This is a genomic window from Streptomyces sp. CCM_MD2014, from assembly GCF_000772045.1.
In the GTDB taxonomy this organism is placed as follows: Bacteria; Actinomycetota; Actinomycetes; order Streptomycetales; family Streptomycetaceae; genus Streptomyces; species Streptomyces salinarius.
Window position 1 is genome coordinate 2,258,217 of record NZ_CP009754.1, and the last position, 15,421, is coordinate 2,273,637.

General features: G+C 70.8%; 13 protein-coding genes and 1 pseudogene. 4 read left to right on the forward strand and 10 right to left on the reverse strand.

Annotated elements, in window-relative coordinates; translation table 11 throughout:
• Nucleotides 1–51: 51 nt before the first annotated feature.
• From NI25_RS09775 to NI25_RS09785, 4 genes are all read left to right on the forward strand, one after another.
• Complete coding sequence (locus NI25_RS09775) at nucleotides 52–525, forward strand: cupin domain-containing protein (RefSeq protein WP_061442086.1); 474 nt, start codon at nucleotides 52–54, stop codon at nucleotides 523–525.
• Nucleotides 522–1,241 carry an SGNH/GDSL hydrolase family protein gene (locus tag NI25_RS09780; protein ID WP_061442087.1) on the forward strand — a complete coding sequence of 240 codons (720 nt, stop codon included), beginning with the start codon at nucleotides 522–524 and terminating at the stop codon, nucleotides 1,239–1,241. Before NI25_RS09775 ends, NI25_RS09780 begins: the two co-directional genes overlap by 4 nt.
• Nucleotides 1,242–1,303: 62 nt before the next feature.
• Nucleotides 1,304–1,546: a DUF6411 family protein gene (locus NI25_RS37465; protein WP_078884576.1), complete on the forward strand. Its 243-nt coding sequence runs from the start codon at nucleotides 1,304–1,306 to the stop codon at nucleotides 1,544–1,546.
• 152 nt (nucleotides 1,547–1,698) lie between these two features.
• Nucleotides 1,699–2,583 (forward strand): hypothetical protein, encoded by an 885-nt coding sequence (locus tag NI25_RS09785; RefSeq protein WP_233520708.1) that lies wholly within the window; start codon nucleotides 1,699–1,701, stop codon nucleotides 2,581–2,583.
• Between the two features lie 60 nt (nucleotides 2,584–2,643).
• Here the strand turns inward: NI25_RS09785 and NI25_RS37470 are convergent.
• From NI25_RS37470 to NI25_RS09830, 10 genes and pseudogenes are all read right to left on the reverse strand, one after another.
• Nucleotides 2,644–2,790: pseudogene (locus NI25_RS37470) on the reverse strand (toxin); the annotation flags it as partial.
• A gap of 1 nt (nucleotide 2,791) precedes the next feature.
• Nucleotides 2,792–4,168, reverse strand: coding sequence for a class I SAM-dependent RNA methyltransferase (locus tag NI25_RS09790; RefSeq protein WP_107071679.1), 1,377 nt, complete (start codon nucleotides 4,166–4,168; stop codon nucleotides 2,792–2,794).
• A 53-nt stretch (nucleotides 4,169–4,221) separates the two neighbouring features.
• Nucleotides 4,222–6,294, reverse strand: a complete 2,073-nt coding sequence (locus NI25_RS09795; protein WP_061442089.1) for an APC family permease — start codon at nucleotides 6,292–6,294, stop codon at nucleotides 4,222–4,224.
• Between the two features lie 303 nt (nucleotides 6,295–6,597).
• Nucleotides 6,598–7,485 (reverse strand): lysophospholipid acyltransferase family protein, encoded by an 888-nt coding sequence (locus tag NI25_RS09800; RefSeq protein WP_061442090.1) that lies wholly within the window; start codon nucleotides 7,483–7,485, stop codon nucleotides 6,598–6,600.
• 100 nt (nucleotides 7,486–7,585) lie between these two features.
• On the reverse strand, nucleotides 7,586–8,266 hold the full coding sequence (locus NI25_RS09805; protein WP_061442091.1) for a DUF1295 domain-containing protein: 681 nt from the start codon (nucleotides 8,264–8,266) through the stop codon (nucleotides 7,586–7,588).
• Between the two features lie 42 nt (nucleotides 8,267–8,308).
• Entirely contained in the window at nucleotides 8,309–9,535 is a 1,227-nt protein-coding gene (locus NI25_RS09810; protein ID WP_061442092.1) for an aromatic ring-hydroxylating oxygenase subunit alpha, read from the reverse strand.
• A 76-nt stretch (nucleotides 9,536–9,611) separates the two neighbouring features.
• Nucleotides 9,612–12,452 carry a PEP/pyruvate-binding domain-containing protein gene (locus tag NI25_RS09815; RefSeq protein ID WP_061442093.1) on the reverse strand — a complete coding sequence of 947 codons (2,841 nt, stop codon included), beginning with the start codon at nucleotides 12,450–12,452 and terminating at the stop codon, nucleotides 9,612–9,614.
• A gap of 20 nt (nucleotides 12,453–12,472) precedes the next feature.
• On the reverse strand, nucleotides 12,473–13,561 hold the full coding sequence (locus NI25_RS09820) for a class I SAM-dependent methyltransferase (RefSeq protein WP_061442094.1): 1,089 nt from the start codon (nucleotides 13,559–13,561) through the stop codon (nucleotides 12,473–12,475).
• The gene (locus NI25_RS09825; RefSeq protein ID WP_061442095.1) at nucleotides 13,549–14,391 is read right to left on the reverse strand and encodes a thioesterase II family protein; all 843 of its coding nucleotides are present in this window, start codon (nucleotides 14,389–14,391) and stop codon (nucleotides 13,549–13,551) included. Before NI25_RS09825 ends, NI25_RS09820 begins: the two co-directional genes overlap by 13 nt.
• Nucleotides 14,378–15,421 (reverse strand): NAD-dependent epimerase/dehydratase family protein, encoded by a 1,044-nt coding sequence (locus NI25_RS09830; protein WP_061442096.1) that lies wholly within the window; start codon nucleotides 15,419–15,421, stop codon nucleotides 14,378–14,380. The genes NI25_RS09825 and NI25_RS09830 overlap by 14 nt, the downstream gene beginning before the upstream one ends.

Sequence of the window (15,421 nt, forward strand, 5' to 3'; positions counted from 1 at the left end):
TGTTCCCTTTTCTTCAAGACTGCCCCGTCGCCGCGGTGGACGATCGTCGGCATGGGACTCGTCAACCACGAACACAACGCCGCCACGGACTTGCGGACCACCCCTGTGCACCTCGGACTGGGTTCGAGAGCGAAACCCGTCGAGGGCTTCGCCTGGGACCCGGAGGCGCTCCAGGCCTACAGCGCCGCGGTCGCGGAGGACGGCGCCGAGGGCCGGATGGTGATGATCTTCGACGGCGACGGGCTCGGCGAGCACTGGGAGAGCCACCCTGCGGGCGACGAACTGGTCGTCTGCCTCACCGGGTCCGTGACGGTCACCCGCGACGTGGACGGGATGCCCGACCGCATACTGCTCGGACCGGGCGAGGCCACCGTCAACCCGGCCGGGGTGTGGCACGTGGTCGACATGGAGGGCCCGTCGTCCATCCTGACCATCACCGCCACCCTCGGCACCGACCACCGTCCTCGGACCGACACCCGCCCGGCCGGGGGCGTCGGCACGCCCAGCCCGGAGGAAGCGCCGTGACGACACGCGTCGCGTGCCTCGGCGACAGCCTCACCCGCGCGCAGATCAGCGCCGACTACCTGGACCTTCTCGAACGACGCCACGCCCCCGGCGACGTGCGGCTCGCCCGTTTCGGCGCCAACGGCGACTTCACTCACAACCTCCTGCAGCGCCTCGACGCCGTCGTCGGGGACCCACCCGATGTGATCACCGTGTTGATCGGGACCAACGACGCCCGAGCGAGCCTCGCCGGCTACCCCGTCGAGCGGGCCATGAAGCGCAAACGGCTCCCCCGTCGCCCCTCGGCAGGCTGGTTCCAACAGTGCCTGGGAGCCGTCGTCACACGGCTGCGGGCGGAGACCGACGCGACGATCGGCCTGCTGTCGCTGCCGGTACTCGGCCAGCAGATCGACGGAGCGGCGGCACAGGCCTCGCAGGCGTACAGCCGGATGATCGCGGAGGTCGCCGCCACCCACGAGGTGGCCTACCTTCCGCTCCACGAACGTCAGATCGAGGAACTGCGCCGAGCGGACCCGTCGCCGATTCCGTACCGCGCACCGACGCCCGCAGCGGGCCTCGGCGTCCTCCTCCAGCACGCGGTGCTGCGCCGCAGCCTCGACACGATCTCGCGGCGGCGGGGTCTCGTGCTCACGACCGACCACGTCCACCAGAACAGCCGCGGCGCCGCCCTCATCGCCGAGGTCATCGACGCCGGTCTGCCGGCCCGGAGCGCGTAGCCGGTTCAAACCGCGACTCCCGGGCATTCGAGCAAACACGTCTCAAGCCCGGGAGGTTCATCGTGGTGATCATAGGAATCGTCGCCGTGTGCGTCGTTCTCGCCGTTCTCGCCTTCTTCGTGCCGCGGCTCTCCCGCCATCCGCAACGAGGGACCCAGCGCACGCTCGGCGCCGGGTCCCGAGCCGGAAGCAAGGCCCCCGGTATCCTCGGCCGCGCCTTCAGCAAGCCCTTCCGCAGCAGCTCCAAGGCCGTTGGCCGCAGCAGCTCTGCCGGCCGACGGGCCCGTGGCCACATGCCGTTCTGAACCGGCGCGGCACTCCGCCATGAACGCGATTTCTCCGAAACATCCCCAAAGTCCTTATCCTGTAGGTGTGTTGTGAATCGCCTGGGGCATTCGGTATGTCACGCAGACATGAAGTGACGACGGCCGCTACTCGTTGAGGAGGGGCCGGGAAGATGGGGATTCACATGCGTGTCAAGGGGACGAGGACGGGTGCGATCGTGGTGTCCGCCGTCATGGGGACCGTCGTCCTGTCGGGGTGCGGAGGAGACGGCGAGTCCGAGGCGAAGGGGAGCGACGCGTCGCAGAGCGCGAGCGGCAGCGACGGCGCCCGCGAACAGGGCACGACGAAGGTGCGGGCTGCCTACGACAAGACGGCCGAGGCCGAGTCGGCGCGGATGGCGATCCGGATGAAGCTCTCGGCGGAGGGCAAGACGATCACCTCCGACGGCAAGGGCGCCATCGACCTGGCCGAGGGTGACAGCGTCATGAAGGTCACCGCACAGGGCGAGAGCATTGAACAGCGCGTCGTCGACCAGGTGCTCTACCAGAAGTCCCCCGACCAGAAGGCCCCTGGCGGCAAGTCCTGGATCAAGATCGACCTGAAGAAGGTGGCCGCGCAGCAGGGCCTGAGCAACCAGCAGATCGGCGACCCGGCGCAGACCGCCGCCTACTCCAAGGCGATCACCGACAAGGACGTCAAGAAGGTCGGCACCGAGAAGATCGACGGAGTCAACACCACCCACTACAAGGTCACGGTGGACGTCTCCAAACTGCCGGGCGGCGACCGGATGAGCCAACAGCTCGGCCCTACGCTGCCCATGCAGGTCTGGCTCGACGACGAGGGCCGGCTCCGGCAGCAACAGATCGACATGACCCTCAAGGCTCCCGCTTCGGCATCGGCGAAGCCGGACAACAGCGCGTCTTCGAATCAGCTCAAGATGAGCACCGTGATGCAGTTCTCCGACTTCGGCACCGAGGTCGACGCCGAGGCGCCGCCGGCCGAGCAGGTGACCGACATGACCGGTCAGGCACTGCAGGACGGAAACAAGCAGGGCTGACCGCCGAGCGGAGACAGCTCGTGGGCAGGGCACGGCACGTGCGTGTCCTGCCCACGAACGTCAGGAATAGGGGAACCAGACCGCCAGACGCTTGGCAATGGCCGGTACATCGACATTGTCCTGCGCGACGTCCTCGACGAACGGGCCGGCAACGGAGACGGGCGGCGGGACGGTACGGGCGCTCACGCCGTTGAACCGCAGGAAGACATCAGGAACCTTTGCCCACCGGTTCCAGAATCGCGACGCACTCCACATGATGCGTCATCGGAAACAGATCGAACACCCGCAGCATCCGTACCCGGTACCCCCCGTCCCGGAAGTAGCCCAGGTCACGGGCGAGGGCGGCCGGGTCGCAGGCCACGTAGGCGATTCTGCGGGCGGCCAGGGACGACAGGTGCTGGACCGTCTTGCGGCCGGCGCCCGCGCGGGGCGGGTCGAGGACGATGAGGTCGACCTCGTCGATGCCGGTGCGGGGCAGGACGGACTCGACCTTGCCCTGCTCGATGCGGACGCGGTCGAAGCCGGCGAGGTTGTGGCGGGCGTCCTCGACGGCGCGCTTGCCGGACTCGATGCCCAGGACCGCGCCCTGGTCGCCGACGCGGTCGGCCAGGGCGCCGGCGAAGAGGCCGACGCCGCAGTAGAGGTCCAGGGCCATGTCGCCCTTGCGGGGCAGCAGGCCCTGCATGACGGCCGTCACCAGGGTGTCGGCGGCCTTCGGGTGGACCTGCCAGAAGCCGCCGGAGCCGACCCGGTAGGTGCGGCCGTCGGCACGCTCACGTACGAAGGGGCGGCCGTGGACGCGGTGGACGCCGCCGTCCTTCTCACCGACGCGCATGACCGAGACCGGGCGGTCCAGTTCCACGATGGGCAGGCGGGCGCCGGGGCGCGGGGTCAGGATGACCTGGCGGTCCTGGGAGCCCGTCGCCGCGATCGCCTCGACGGACGCCATGCCGGGCCAGTCCCGCGCCTCGATGCCCAGCTCGCTGACACCCTCCGCGGCGATCATGCAGTGGTCGACGGGCTCCACCTCGTGGGAGCGGTGCTTGCGCAGGCCCGCGCGGCCCTCGGAGTCGACGGCGTACTGGACGCGGGTGCGCCAGGAGGGCACCTGTCCGGCGGGGACCTTGTCGCCCTCGGCCGGCATCACCGTGCCGTCCCAGCCGGCCTCCTCGGGGGTGAGGCCCGCCAGGCGCTGGAGCTGTTCGGCGACGACCTCGCCCTTCAGCCGGCGCTGGGCGCCCGGCTTGGCGTGCTGCCAGTCGCAGCCGCCGCAGCGGCCGGGGCCGGAGAAGGGGCAGGGGGCCTCGATGCGGTCCTTGGAGGGGTCCAGGATCTCGACCGCGTCCGCGCGCAGGAAGCGGGCGCCCTCCTCGCCCTCCGTCACCCGGGCGACGACCCGCTCGCCGGGCAGCGTGTGCCGGACGAACAGCACCTGGCCCTCGGACGTGCGGGCGATGCAGTGGCCGCCGTGGGCGACGGGGCCGACCTCGACCTCGTACTCCTCCCCCACCAGCGAGACCGGCTGCGAGACCGGCGGCGCTGCCGCTCGCGATTCCGCCTGCGACTTCTTCGGTTCTGCCTGCATGGCGGGGTGACTCCAGAGAACGGGGGGACGACCAAGGACAACAGCCGTCCAGTCTACGTGGACGAGGAGGAGTCCTTGGGACGGTCCTGGTGAGGGTGCTGGGCCGGGCCGCGCCGTACCGCGCCGGGGGCGTTCCAGTCCTGGCGCTTGCGGGCCCGGCGCCGGGCCGCCTCGGAGGACTCCAGCTGGTAGGGCACCGACGTGACCATGACGCCCGGTGTGAACAGCAGGCGGCCCTTGAGGCGCAGCGCGCTCTGGTTGTGCAGCAGGTGCTCGTACCAGTGGCCGACGACGTACTCGGGGATGATGACCGAGACCGCGTCGCGCGGGGACTCCTTGCGCAGGCTCTTGACGTACTCGATGACCGGCCGCGTGATCTCGCGGTACGGCGAGTCGAGGACCTTCAGCGGTACGGCGATGCCGCGGCGCTCCCACTCCTCGCGCAGCGCCTTGGTCTCGGCCGGGTCGACGTTGACGCTGAGCGCCTCCAGGCTGTCGGAGCGCATGAGCTTGGCGTAGGCGAGGGCGCGGAGCGTGGGGCGGTGGATCTTGGAGATCAGGACCACCGAGTGGACGCGGGAGGGGCGCACCATGTCGTCGCTCTGTGCCTCCTCGGGGTCCTCGGGGGCGGCGATCTCCTCGGCGACGCGGTCGTAGTGCTTGCGGATCGCCGTCATCGTCGCGAAGAAGATGCACATGCCGAGCAGCGCGACCCAGGCTCCGTGGGTGAACTTCGTGGCCAGGACGACGACCAGGACGAGGCCGGTGAAGAAGGCGCCGAAGGCGTTGATGGCGCGGGAGCGGATCATGTGGCGGCGCCTGGCCTGGTCGCGTTCGCCGGCCAGGTTGCGGTTCCAGTGCCGGACCATGCCGATCTGGCTGAGCGTGAAGGAGACGAAGACGCCGACGATGTACAGCTGGATCAGCCGGGTCGAGTCGGCGCCGTAGACGACGACCAGGAGCATGGCGGCGCCGGCCAGGAGCACGATGCCGTTGGAGAAGGCCAGGCGGTCGCCGCGGGTGTGGAGCTGGCGCGGCAGGTAGCGGTCCTGGGCGAGGATCGAGCCGAGCAGCGGGAAGCCGTTGTAGGCGGTGTTGGCGGCCAGGAAGAGGACCAGCGCGGTGGCGGCGGCGAGGATGACGAACAGGAAGCTGCCCTCGCCGAAGACCGCCTCGGCGACCTGCGAGATCACGGGGTGCTGGACGTAGTCGGCGCCGACCGCGACGCCGTTGTGGAAGAGCTCGGTGGCCGGGTTCTCCGACATGCGGACGTCGGTCGTGGCGGCCAGCGCGATGATGCCGCAGAACATGGTGACGGCGAGCAGGCCCATCATCGCGAGCGTGTTGCCCGCGTTCTTGGACTTGGGCTTGCGGAAGGCCGGGACGCCGTTGGAGATCGCCTCGACGCCGGTGAGCGCCGCGCAGCCGGAGGAGAAGGCGCGCAGGAGGAGGAAGACCAGGGCGAAGCCGGCGAGGCCGCCGTGCTCCGGTTTGATCTGGTAGTCGGCGGTCGGGGCGCGCATGGTGTCGCCCAGGACCAGGCCCCGGAACGCGCCCCACACGATCATGATGAAGACGCCCGCGACGAAGACGTACGTCGGGATGGCGAACAGGGTGCCCGATTCCCGCACCCCGCGCAGGTTCATCAGCGTCAGCAGCAGGATGACGGCGACCGCGCACAGGACCTTGTGCTCCACGACGAAGGGGATCGCCGAGCCCAGGTTCTCGATGCCGGAGGAGATGGAGACGGCGACCGTCAGGACGTAGTCCACCAGCAGGGCGCTGGCCACGGTCAGACCGGCCTTCGGGCCCAGGTTGGTGGTGGCCACCTCGTAGTCGCCGCCGCCGCTCGGGTAGGCGTGGACGTTCTGGCGGTAGGAGGCGACCACCGTGAACATCAGGACGACGACCGCGACCGCGATCCAGGGGCTGAAGTGGTACGCCGACACGCCCGCGATGGACAGGACCAGCAGCACCTCGCCGGGCGCGTACGCCACGGAGGAGAGCGGGTCGGACGCGAAGACGGGCAGGGCGATGCGCTTCGGCAGGAGCGTTTCCCCCAGCCGGTCGCTGCGCAGTGCGCGCCCGATCAGGATCCGTTTGGGCACGTCGGTCAGTTTGGACACAACAGAGGATCGTAAGCGTTCGAACGGGCGACCGCGCAACCGCCACCCCCGATCGGTGCCGGTCTGCCCTACGGGTGAATTCACGGGGCGGTTCGGCTGGGGATGGGACGGGCGGCGGCGTTCGCATGGCTATATGACCAACACCGCCCGTCGCCCTGTGAGGGAGATCCCATGCATCTGTCCGCGGAGCTGATCGGCGGCGTGGTCACGCTCGTCGGTCTCGGTGTCCTGGCCTTCGCCAGCATCCGCAGCATCGGCCGGCGGGGGTCGTCGGCGGAGGGGTGAGGGGGCGCCCGGGAGAACTCAGGAGAACGGGGACTCGCGGCCTTCCAGCATCTCGTTGAGCGTGTGCTGGATGGTGTCCTTCACCTCGCCCGCGAGCTTCTCGACCATCAGCGGGTCCTCCGCCGCGTCCTCGGGGAAGGCGTCGGTGTGGATCGGGGCATCGAAGCGGATCGTCCACTTGGTCGGCATCGGGATCAGGCCGAGCACGCCGAGCAACGGGAACGTCGGGGTGATCGGGAAGTACGGCAGCTTCAGCATCCGGGCCAGGGTCGGGGCGGAGCCGATCATGGGGTAGATCTCCTCGGCGCCGACGATCGAGCACGGCACCATGGGGCGCCGCGAGCGCAGCGCCACCGCGGCGAAGCCGCCCCGCCCGAAGCGCTGGAGCCGGTAGCGCTCCTCGAAGGGCTTGCCGAGCCCCTTGTAGCCCTCCGGCATCACGCCGACCAGTTCCCCGGAGCCGAGCAGCCGCAGGGCGTTCTCGGGGCAGGCCCGCACGTGGCCCGCCTTGCGCGCGAGGTCGCGGACGACGGGGAGCTCGAAGGCCAGGTCGGCGGCGAGCAGCCGCAGCCTGCGGTGGGCGTCGTGGTGGTCGCGCAGGGCCACCTGGAGCATCAGGGCGTCCAGCGGCAGGGTGCCGGAGTGGTTGGCCACCAGCAGCGCGCCCCCCTCGGCGGGTACGTGCTCCAGGCCCTCCACGTCGACCCGGAAGTACTTCTCGTACAGCAGCCGCAGGACGGGGAGCAGGTAGTCGTCGGTCAGCTCCGGGTCGAAGCCGAAGTCGTCGACGGCGCCCTCGTCGGAGGTCAGCCGGGCGAACGCGTCCGCGCCGCCGGCCAGGACCTCGCGCAGCACCTCGGCGGTCAGGGACGCCTCGGCCTCTCCGAAGGGGATGTCTCCGGTCATGCGTGCCTCGTCTCGGTTCTGTGGGTGGGTCTGGGGTCTCCGCCCGGTACGGCGGCCCCCTCGCCGGGAGGGGGCCGCCGAACGCGCGTGACGGGCGGGGTCAGTACACGAACGGGACGAACTTGGCCGTCCGGGACGCGTACTCGTCGAAGGCCTCGCCGTAGCGCTCGGCGAGGTACTTGTCGAGCATGGGGATGTTCAGGAAGACGAACATGCAGACCATGATCAGCGGGATGGCGAACGCCCACACCGTGCCGGTCACCAGCGCGAATCCCGAGAAGAGCACGGCGTCACCGAAGTAGTTGACGTGCATGGAGTACTTGAACAGGCCTTCGGTGTAGAGCTTGCCCTTGTTCTCCGGGCGCTTCTTCCAGAGTTTGCGCTGGTACTCCGACCCCGTGTTCAGGTAGGACCCGAAGAGATAGAGGGCGACGCCCAGCCAGGTGAACACGCTCACGCCGGCGTCGTTGGTGCCGCCGAAGTACGCCATCGTGCCGTGGATCACCAGGACCCAGATGCCGATGGTGAACGCCTCCGACCACTCCATCTTGCGTTGCAGCATCACGAAGTTCGTCGCGATGAAGCGCAGCAGGTAGAGCACCGACAACGCCGCCAGCAGGACCCGGCGCACGGTCGCCGCCTCGTCGAAGTCGGTGCCGAACCAGTCCGCCACGGTGTCCGCGCCGCCGAAGAGGAACCACACCGCGATGGCCACGGCGACGGTGTTGAACGTCGTCACCACCGTCTTGGGGCCGGTCGACGCGTCGTATCCGCCGTACATCTCTCACTCTCGCTCTCTCTTGTCCGTCCCCCGTCTTCGGGTCTACGGGCGCGCGGCCGCGTCCTCCTTGGGCTTGGCGCCGCGCCGTGTGCCGCCGGTTCCCCGGCCGCCCGCCGTGGCACGGGCCGGCGTGCCGTTGCCGGCCGTCGCGTCCGGCGCGGGCGCCGGTTCCCGGACCGGCTCGCGGGCCGCGTCCCCGGTCCGCGCCGGGGCCGGTGCCGGTTCCCGTGCCGCGGCGGCGTCCGCGAGCAGCTTGGCGCGCATCGAGATGTACTTGGCGTTCATCTCGTCGACGGGGATGAACTTGTTCACGCCGCCGGCACTGATCTTGGGCTCCTGGTGCTCCATGATGCGGACGTCCTGGGGGTCCTGCACCCACTTCTCCATGTAGAGCGACGCCCAGGGCAGCAGCCGGCGCAGCGGTTCGATCCGCAGGACCGGCTTGACCTGTTCGTACTCGTACCAGCGCAGGATGTGTTCCGTGTTCTCGTCGTCGATCGGGACCAGCCAGGAGGTGGTCTCGAACTGCTCGGTCTGCACGTGCACCATGCACGGGAAGGTGAACGTGATGACGTAGTGGGTGGTGTTGGTCGGGTCGTCCTCCTGGCAGTGGTCGAAGGAGTAGCGGATGGTCTGGCCCTCCGCCTCCGTCTCCACCTTGTGGTTGGTGATCCGGGTGGCGGCCAGGTAGCGCTCGCGGCCGTCCAGCCCGAACTTGCTCGGCGTGCCGTACAGGAGCAGGTAGTCGATGTAGTTGAACCAGTGGTCCCGGTGCACGTAGGTCACGTGGTAGAACTCGAGCAGGCTCTCGATGTAACGGGTGTAGTGCACCGGACGGGTCCAGCGCTTGGTGGCGTAGAGCTTCCGGTTCTCCGTCACCTCGGCCGGGGCCAGGACGGGCGGCAGGTCGGCCGCGGGACGCTCGTCGCCCCACCACATCCACACCAGCCCGAACCGCTCCTGGACCGGGTAGGTGGGCACGCGCAGGGAGCCGGGGATGCGGGCGCCGGAGCCCATGGCCGGGATCACCCGGCAGGCGCCGTCGGCTCCGTAGCGGAAGCCGTGGTACGGGCACTCGATGGTGTTGCCCTTCATGCGGCCGTCGCCGAGGTTGGCGCCCTTGTGCGGGCAGCGGGCGCCCTGGCAGACGAGGTTTCCGTCGATGTCGCGCCAGAGCACGATGTCCTGGCCCATGCGGCGCAGACCGAGGGGTTTGTCGTTGCGCACCTCCTGCGCCTCGACGATGGGGTACCACTGGTTGGGGATCATCGGGTCGTCTCCCGTCTGGGTGGGAATCCGCCCCGTGCGGGGCGGTCGTGGTCTCTCGTTGCGGCGGTGGCGGGGCTCAGTCGTGGGCGGCGTCGGCCGGGCTCGCGTCGGCTCCGGGCGTGCTCCGCGCGTCGGCGTCCGCGCTCCCGGCGCCCTCGGTGTCCGCGCCCCCGGTGTCCGCGCTCTCGACGACCTCGACCGTGCCCGCGTCGCCGTCGACCACGATCAGGTCGCCGGTGTTGATGCGCTGGGTGGCGTCCTTGGTGTTCACCACCGACGGCACGTGGAACTCGCGGGCCACGATGGAACTGTGCGAGAGCATCGACCCGATGTCGGTGACGACCCCGCCGGCGATGGCGAACAGCGGCGTCCAGGAGGCGTCCGTGTACCGGGTCACCAGGATCTCCCCGGCCTCGAACTCGTCCGCCTGCCACACCAGGTCCTCGACGATGCGGGCGCGGCCCACGATCCGGCCGGGGCTGGCGGCCAGCCCTTCGAGACGGGCGCCGTCGGCGGCGGGCCGCACCGAGGCGGTGATGTCGTGCACGCCGACGAAGGTCAACGGCGGTTCCGGCAGCCGCTTGTTGTGCTCGTGCAGCCGGCGGGCCGCGTCGATGCGGGCCCGGTCGAAGACGCGTACGGCGTCCTCGTCGCCGGCGAGGTAGCGGCGCACGTCCTCGAAGTCCAGGTGGGCGACCTCGTCCAGGGAGTGCAGGACGCCGTCGGCGACCAGGCGCCGGCCGACCTCGTAGACCACGTTCCGCACCAGCCAGATGGAGGTGATCATGGACATCCGAGTCGTCTCCCGCAGCTCGCTGCACAGGGCGTAGAGGGAGATGACGGTGTCCAGGATCTGGCGCTTGGGCATCGGCAGCCGGTCCAGCACCTCGCGGGAGTCGTCGGACCAGCCGCTGCTGCGCCGCAGGATGTCGTCGATGGAGAAGCCGTCGGCGACGTAGCGCCGGATCATCTGGAAGATGTACGACGGGTCGTCTATCCACCGCGGGTGGGTGATCTCCATCTCCTGGTGGCCGCGCGTGCCGTTGGCGCGCAGGAACGGCTCCATGTGCCGGTCCCAGAAGCGCCGTCCGGCGGGGTCCTCGCGCAGCAGCCGGGCGATGTCCTCCAGCGGCTCGTCCTTGATGATCTTCAGGACGGCCGGGTCGTTCTTGGCGGCCTGGGCGACCGCCCAGACCTCCTTGGCCGACTCGACGGTGCGCAGGCTGGACATGTCGGTCTTGACGCGGTTCTGCAGGCCGGTGCCGTCGCTGCCGAGCCAGCGGGCGCACAGCTCGGTGAGCAGGCCGTAGAACGCGAACGCGTTGATGTAGTACGGCATGTAGCCGACGTGCATGTCGTGGAACCAGGCGAGGTCGCGGTGGAGCTCGCCGTGCAGCTCGCGCCGGCTCATCCGGGTCAGGTCCAGGCCGCGGGCGCGGTCGAACTCGTAGAGGCGGGCGTCGACCATCTGCTGCGACCGGGACTTCATCTGCGTCATCTCACGGGCCGTGTGCTGCAGCCAGTGGACGGTGGACAGCAGGTCCTCCATGCCGCCGGGGAAGGTGCCGAACGGGTTCTCGTAGGTGGAGAGGTCCACCTCCTCGCTGACGAAGCGGCTGGTGAAGTGGCGCTGGTCGCGGGTGGGCAGGCACTGGGCCAGCAGGTAGGAGCTGTAGGAGATGTTGAGGTAGACGTGCCCCTGGTAGAAGCCCATGTGCAGGTCGGCCTCGCCGGTGTCGCGCACGCCCAGGGCACCGGCGCAGTCCGTGTGGACGTTGCGCTGGTAGTAGCGGGCGAAGCTCAGGCCGAGCGGGGTCATCAGGCCGACGAAGATCTCGCCGATGTCCATGCGCGACCACAGGGTGCCGTTCAGGATCGGCTCCGGCTGCGGGGCGACGTACGGGCTGAGCGCGCCGGACGGGGCCGGGGGGGCGGTGGGGCGGGTGGTGATCGGACGGGTCTGGAACAGGTGGAAGGCGCCGTCGCGCACGCCCCACTCGATGTCCTGCTCGCTGCCGTAGAGGTCGCGGATGCGGACGGCGAGGGCGCCGAGTTCGCGCAACTGGTCGTGGGTGAGGCAGGGGACGCTGCGGGAGGCGGCGTCCACCTTCGTCATGCCGATGCGGCCGGGCTCCAGCGGCGCGCACTTGGTGACCTTGTAGCGCACCCGCTCCTCGACGACCTCCAGCTTCTCGTCGTCGACGACGAAGAAGTCGCTGGAGACCTGCCCGGAGACCAGTCCTTCGCCCAGGCCCTGGCAGGCCTCCACGACGAGGCGGTGCGGGCGCGGGTTGACCGGGTCGACGGTGAACATCACGCCGCTGACGTCGGTGTGGATCATCTCCTGGACGACCACGGCGAGGGAGTCGGGGGCGTCGGTGTCCCGGTACACGGTGGCGCGGTCGGACCACAGGGAGGCCCAGCAGCGCAGGACCGCGTCCAGTACGTCCTCGTCGCCGCAGACGTCGAGGACCGTGTCGTGCTGGCCGGCGAAGGACTGGGCTGCGGAGTCCTCCCGGAGTCCGGAGGAGCGCACCGCCACTCGGGGGCGGCCCATGCTGCCGTAGGCGTCGAGGACGGCGTCCGCGATCGGGGCGGGCATCCGGGTGCCGAGGATGCGCTCGCGCATCGTGCGGGGTTCGGCGCCCGGTGCCTCGGCGGCGATCCCGGTCTCCCGCAGGTAGGCGTCGAAGAGGGCGGTGGTCAGGCAGAACGCGGGCGGGACGGGCAGTCCGGCGGCGGAGAGCTCGGCGAGGCGGGTGCCCTTGCCGCCGAGTTCCCCGCGGTGGTCCGTGGCCGGGGCGCCCGTGCCCAGGGTGACGACACAGGCGGCGTATCCGGCCGGGTCGGTGACCGGGCTCGCGGGGCGCTCTCCTGCCGCGGCGGCGGTCGTCGAGTCGCTGACGTGCGTGTCCATGGCGGGTGTCTCCTAGGCGGTCAGGCGTACGCGACGCGCTTGCTGGTGCCCGTGAAGGCGTGGAACTGCTCGCCCGGGACGATCCGGGTGGCCTCGACGTCGTCGAACCCGGCCTGACGGAGCTGGTCCACCAGCTCGTCGGCCTGCGGCAGCGGGCCGCCGAAGTCGGCGTAGGTGAACCAGAGGTTGAGCGCCTCCAGGCCGATGTTGCCGCCCTTGCACGAGGTGGTGAGCAGCAGCCGGCCGCCGGGCGCCAGCAGGTCGTGGGCCCGGCGCAGGGCGTCGACGCGCTCGGCCTCGGGGAAGTAGTAGATGTTGTTGTGCAGGGTGACCAGGTCGAACTGGGGCTGCGCGTCGAGAGTGCGCAGGTCGGCCTGGCGGGTCTCGACCCGGTCGGTCAGCCCCCACTCGGCCATGTTCGCCGCGGCGCTGTCCGCCACGTCCTGCTGGAGGTCGACGGCGAGCGCCGACAGGCGGGGGTTGAGTTCGGCGGCGTAGCGGACGTAGGCGCCGCTGCCGCAGCCGACCTCCAGGAGCCGTACCGGCGCGTCCCGGTCCAGCGTGCGGGCGATGGCCTCCTCGACCAGCGGCTGCACCACCCGGGTGGAGCGGGCGATCACCAGGCCGTCCTGGTCGTCGAGGGAGAAGCGGCGGCCCTCGCGCAGCATGCGGGGTGCGTTGAGCAGAGCGGGCACGTGGAAGCGCAGGACTTCCTCCAGCGCCGCGGCGATGGCGTCGTTGCCGGGCTGGGCGAGTGCCTTGGCGGGCAGGCTGCGCAGCTTGTAGCAGCCCTCGCGCTTGGTGAGGTCGCCGAGGCGGATGCCCATGTCCAGCCACTCCTTGAGGCGCGGCCGGTCCTCGTCGGCGATGCGGAGCCGTTCCGCCAGCGACTCCAGGTCGCAGGGGCGCACGGCGAGTGCGTGGAGCACGCCCGAACTCGCGGCCGAGGCCAGGAAGGCGGCCCGGTACACCGGCTCCACGAAGCCCTTGGACAGGGCGAGGAGCAGCGGCATGTGCGGGTTGCCGAGCACCTTGGTGACGGTGCGCAGGTCGGTCAGCGGCGCCTCGACGCGGCTGCCGACGCTCTTGGCCAGGCTCAGAATGTCCATGTTGCTTCCCTTGTTGCCTTCCTGTGCGGGGTGGTGCCGAGGGCGTCGAGTTCGGTGCCCAGGTGGGCGAGCAGCCGGTCGCGGGACGGGCCGCCGTTCAGGAAGAAGTGGTTGCCCGGCAGGTGGCGGCGCAGGAACGAGCCCGTGGTGTAGGGCCGCCAGGCCTCGACCGCCTCCGGGGCGGCGATGGGGTCCTCGGTGGCGGAGAACGCGGTCGTCGGGCAGTCCAGCGGCGGCCGGGGCTGCCAGCGGTAGCGCTCGCAGGCGCGCAGGTCGGCGCGGAGCACCGGGAGCCTGCGGTCGAAGTAGGCGGCGCCGAGGGTGTCCGCGTCGTCGAGGCCGCCCAGGTCCCGGATCACCTCGCGCAGTCCGGCGTCGGACAGGGTGTGGTCGGCGCGGTCGCCGTACAGGTGCGGTGCCCGGCTGCCGGAGACGAACAGGTGCCGGGGGGCCGGCAGTGCGCGCCGGCGCAGCAGGCAGGCCACCTCGTAGGCGAGCAGGGCGCCCATGCTGTGCCCGAACAGGGCGTAGTCGTGGACCAGCCCGTGCTCCTCCAGGGCGTCCGCGACCGCTTCGGCGAGGGGCGCCATGGTGTCGTACGGGCGTTCGCGCAGCCGCAGTCCGCGGCCGGGCAGTTGCACGGGGACGACGGCGACGGCGTCGCCCAGGTGCTCCTGCCAGCCGCGGAACGCGGAGACCGTGCCCCCGGCGTAGGGGAAGCAGACCAGGCGCAGCGGTGCGGTCGCCGGGTCGGGCTGCCCGGCGGCCGGTGACGCGACGGGGCGGGGAAACCAGGCGGACCGCTGGGAGAGCAGGTCAGCGGGCGACATGGGCGCGCCCCTCCGCCGAGTCGAGCCAGGCGACGGTGCGCCGCATGCCCTCCTTGAAGTCGACCTCGCCCTTGAAGCCCAGCTCCTCCTGGGCCCGCCCGATGGGGTAGGACTGGTCGCGGTCGAAGAGGTGGACCGCGTGCCGGGTCAGCACGGGCCGCGAGTCGATGCGCAGGACGCCCCACAGCTTCTCGGAGACGGTGGCCACCGCGGTGGCGACGGGCGTGGGCAGGCTCAGCCAGGGGGCCTTCACGCCCAGGCCCTCGGCGAGTGCCTCGACGTACTCGCGCCAGGTGGTGTCGTGCGGGTCGCGCAGGTTGTAGGCGCGGCCCGCGGTGTGCTCGCCGGTCGCTGCGGCGATGATGCCGTCCACGGCGTTGGAGACGTAGAGCAGTCCGGCGGGCACCCGGCCGCCGCGGATGTAGACCATCTGCTTGCTCAGCAGCAGGTTGGCGATCTCGATCACGAAGTCCTTGCTGCCCGGGCCGTAGACGGAGACGGGGCGGACCACGGTGACGGGCAGGCCGGTGCGTTCGGCGGCGGCCCACACGGCGCGCTCGCCCAGCATCTTGCTGCGGTTGTAGGGCAGGCCGATGTCGCGCGGGGCGGTGGTCTCGTCGCAGGGCCGCTCGGGGTAGCCGTAGACGTCGGTGGTGCTGAGGTGGACCAGGCGCTCGACCGTCCCGGCCTCGTGGGCGGCGTCCACGAGGTTCTTGGCGCCGTCCACGTTGACCGCGCGGAACCGGTCCCACGGGCCCCAGTCGGCCGAGAGTCCGGCGCAGTTGTAGACGTGGCGCACTCCGTCGGTGGCGCGGCGCAGGCTGTCGGTGTCACCGAGGTCGCCGACGGTGACCTGGGCGGCGGCCCCGGCGAAGGCCGCGCGGTCGCTGGTGGAGCGCGCCAGGACGCGGACGCGGTGCCCGCGCTCGGCCAGCCGGTGCACCAGGTGACCGCCGATGAATCCGCTGGCGCCGGTGACCAGGACGTCGGGGGCGGCGGCGGACGGGCTGTCTTGGCTGAGTGAGGACAT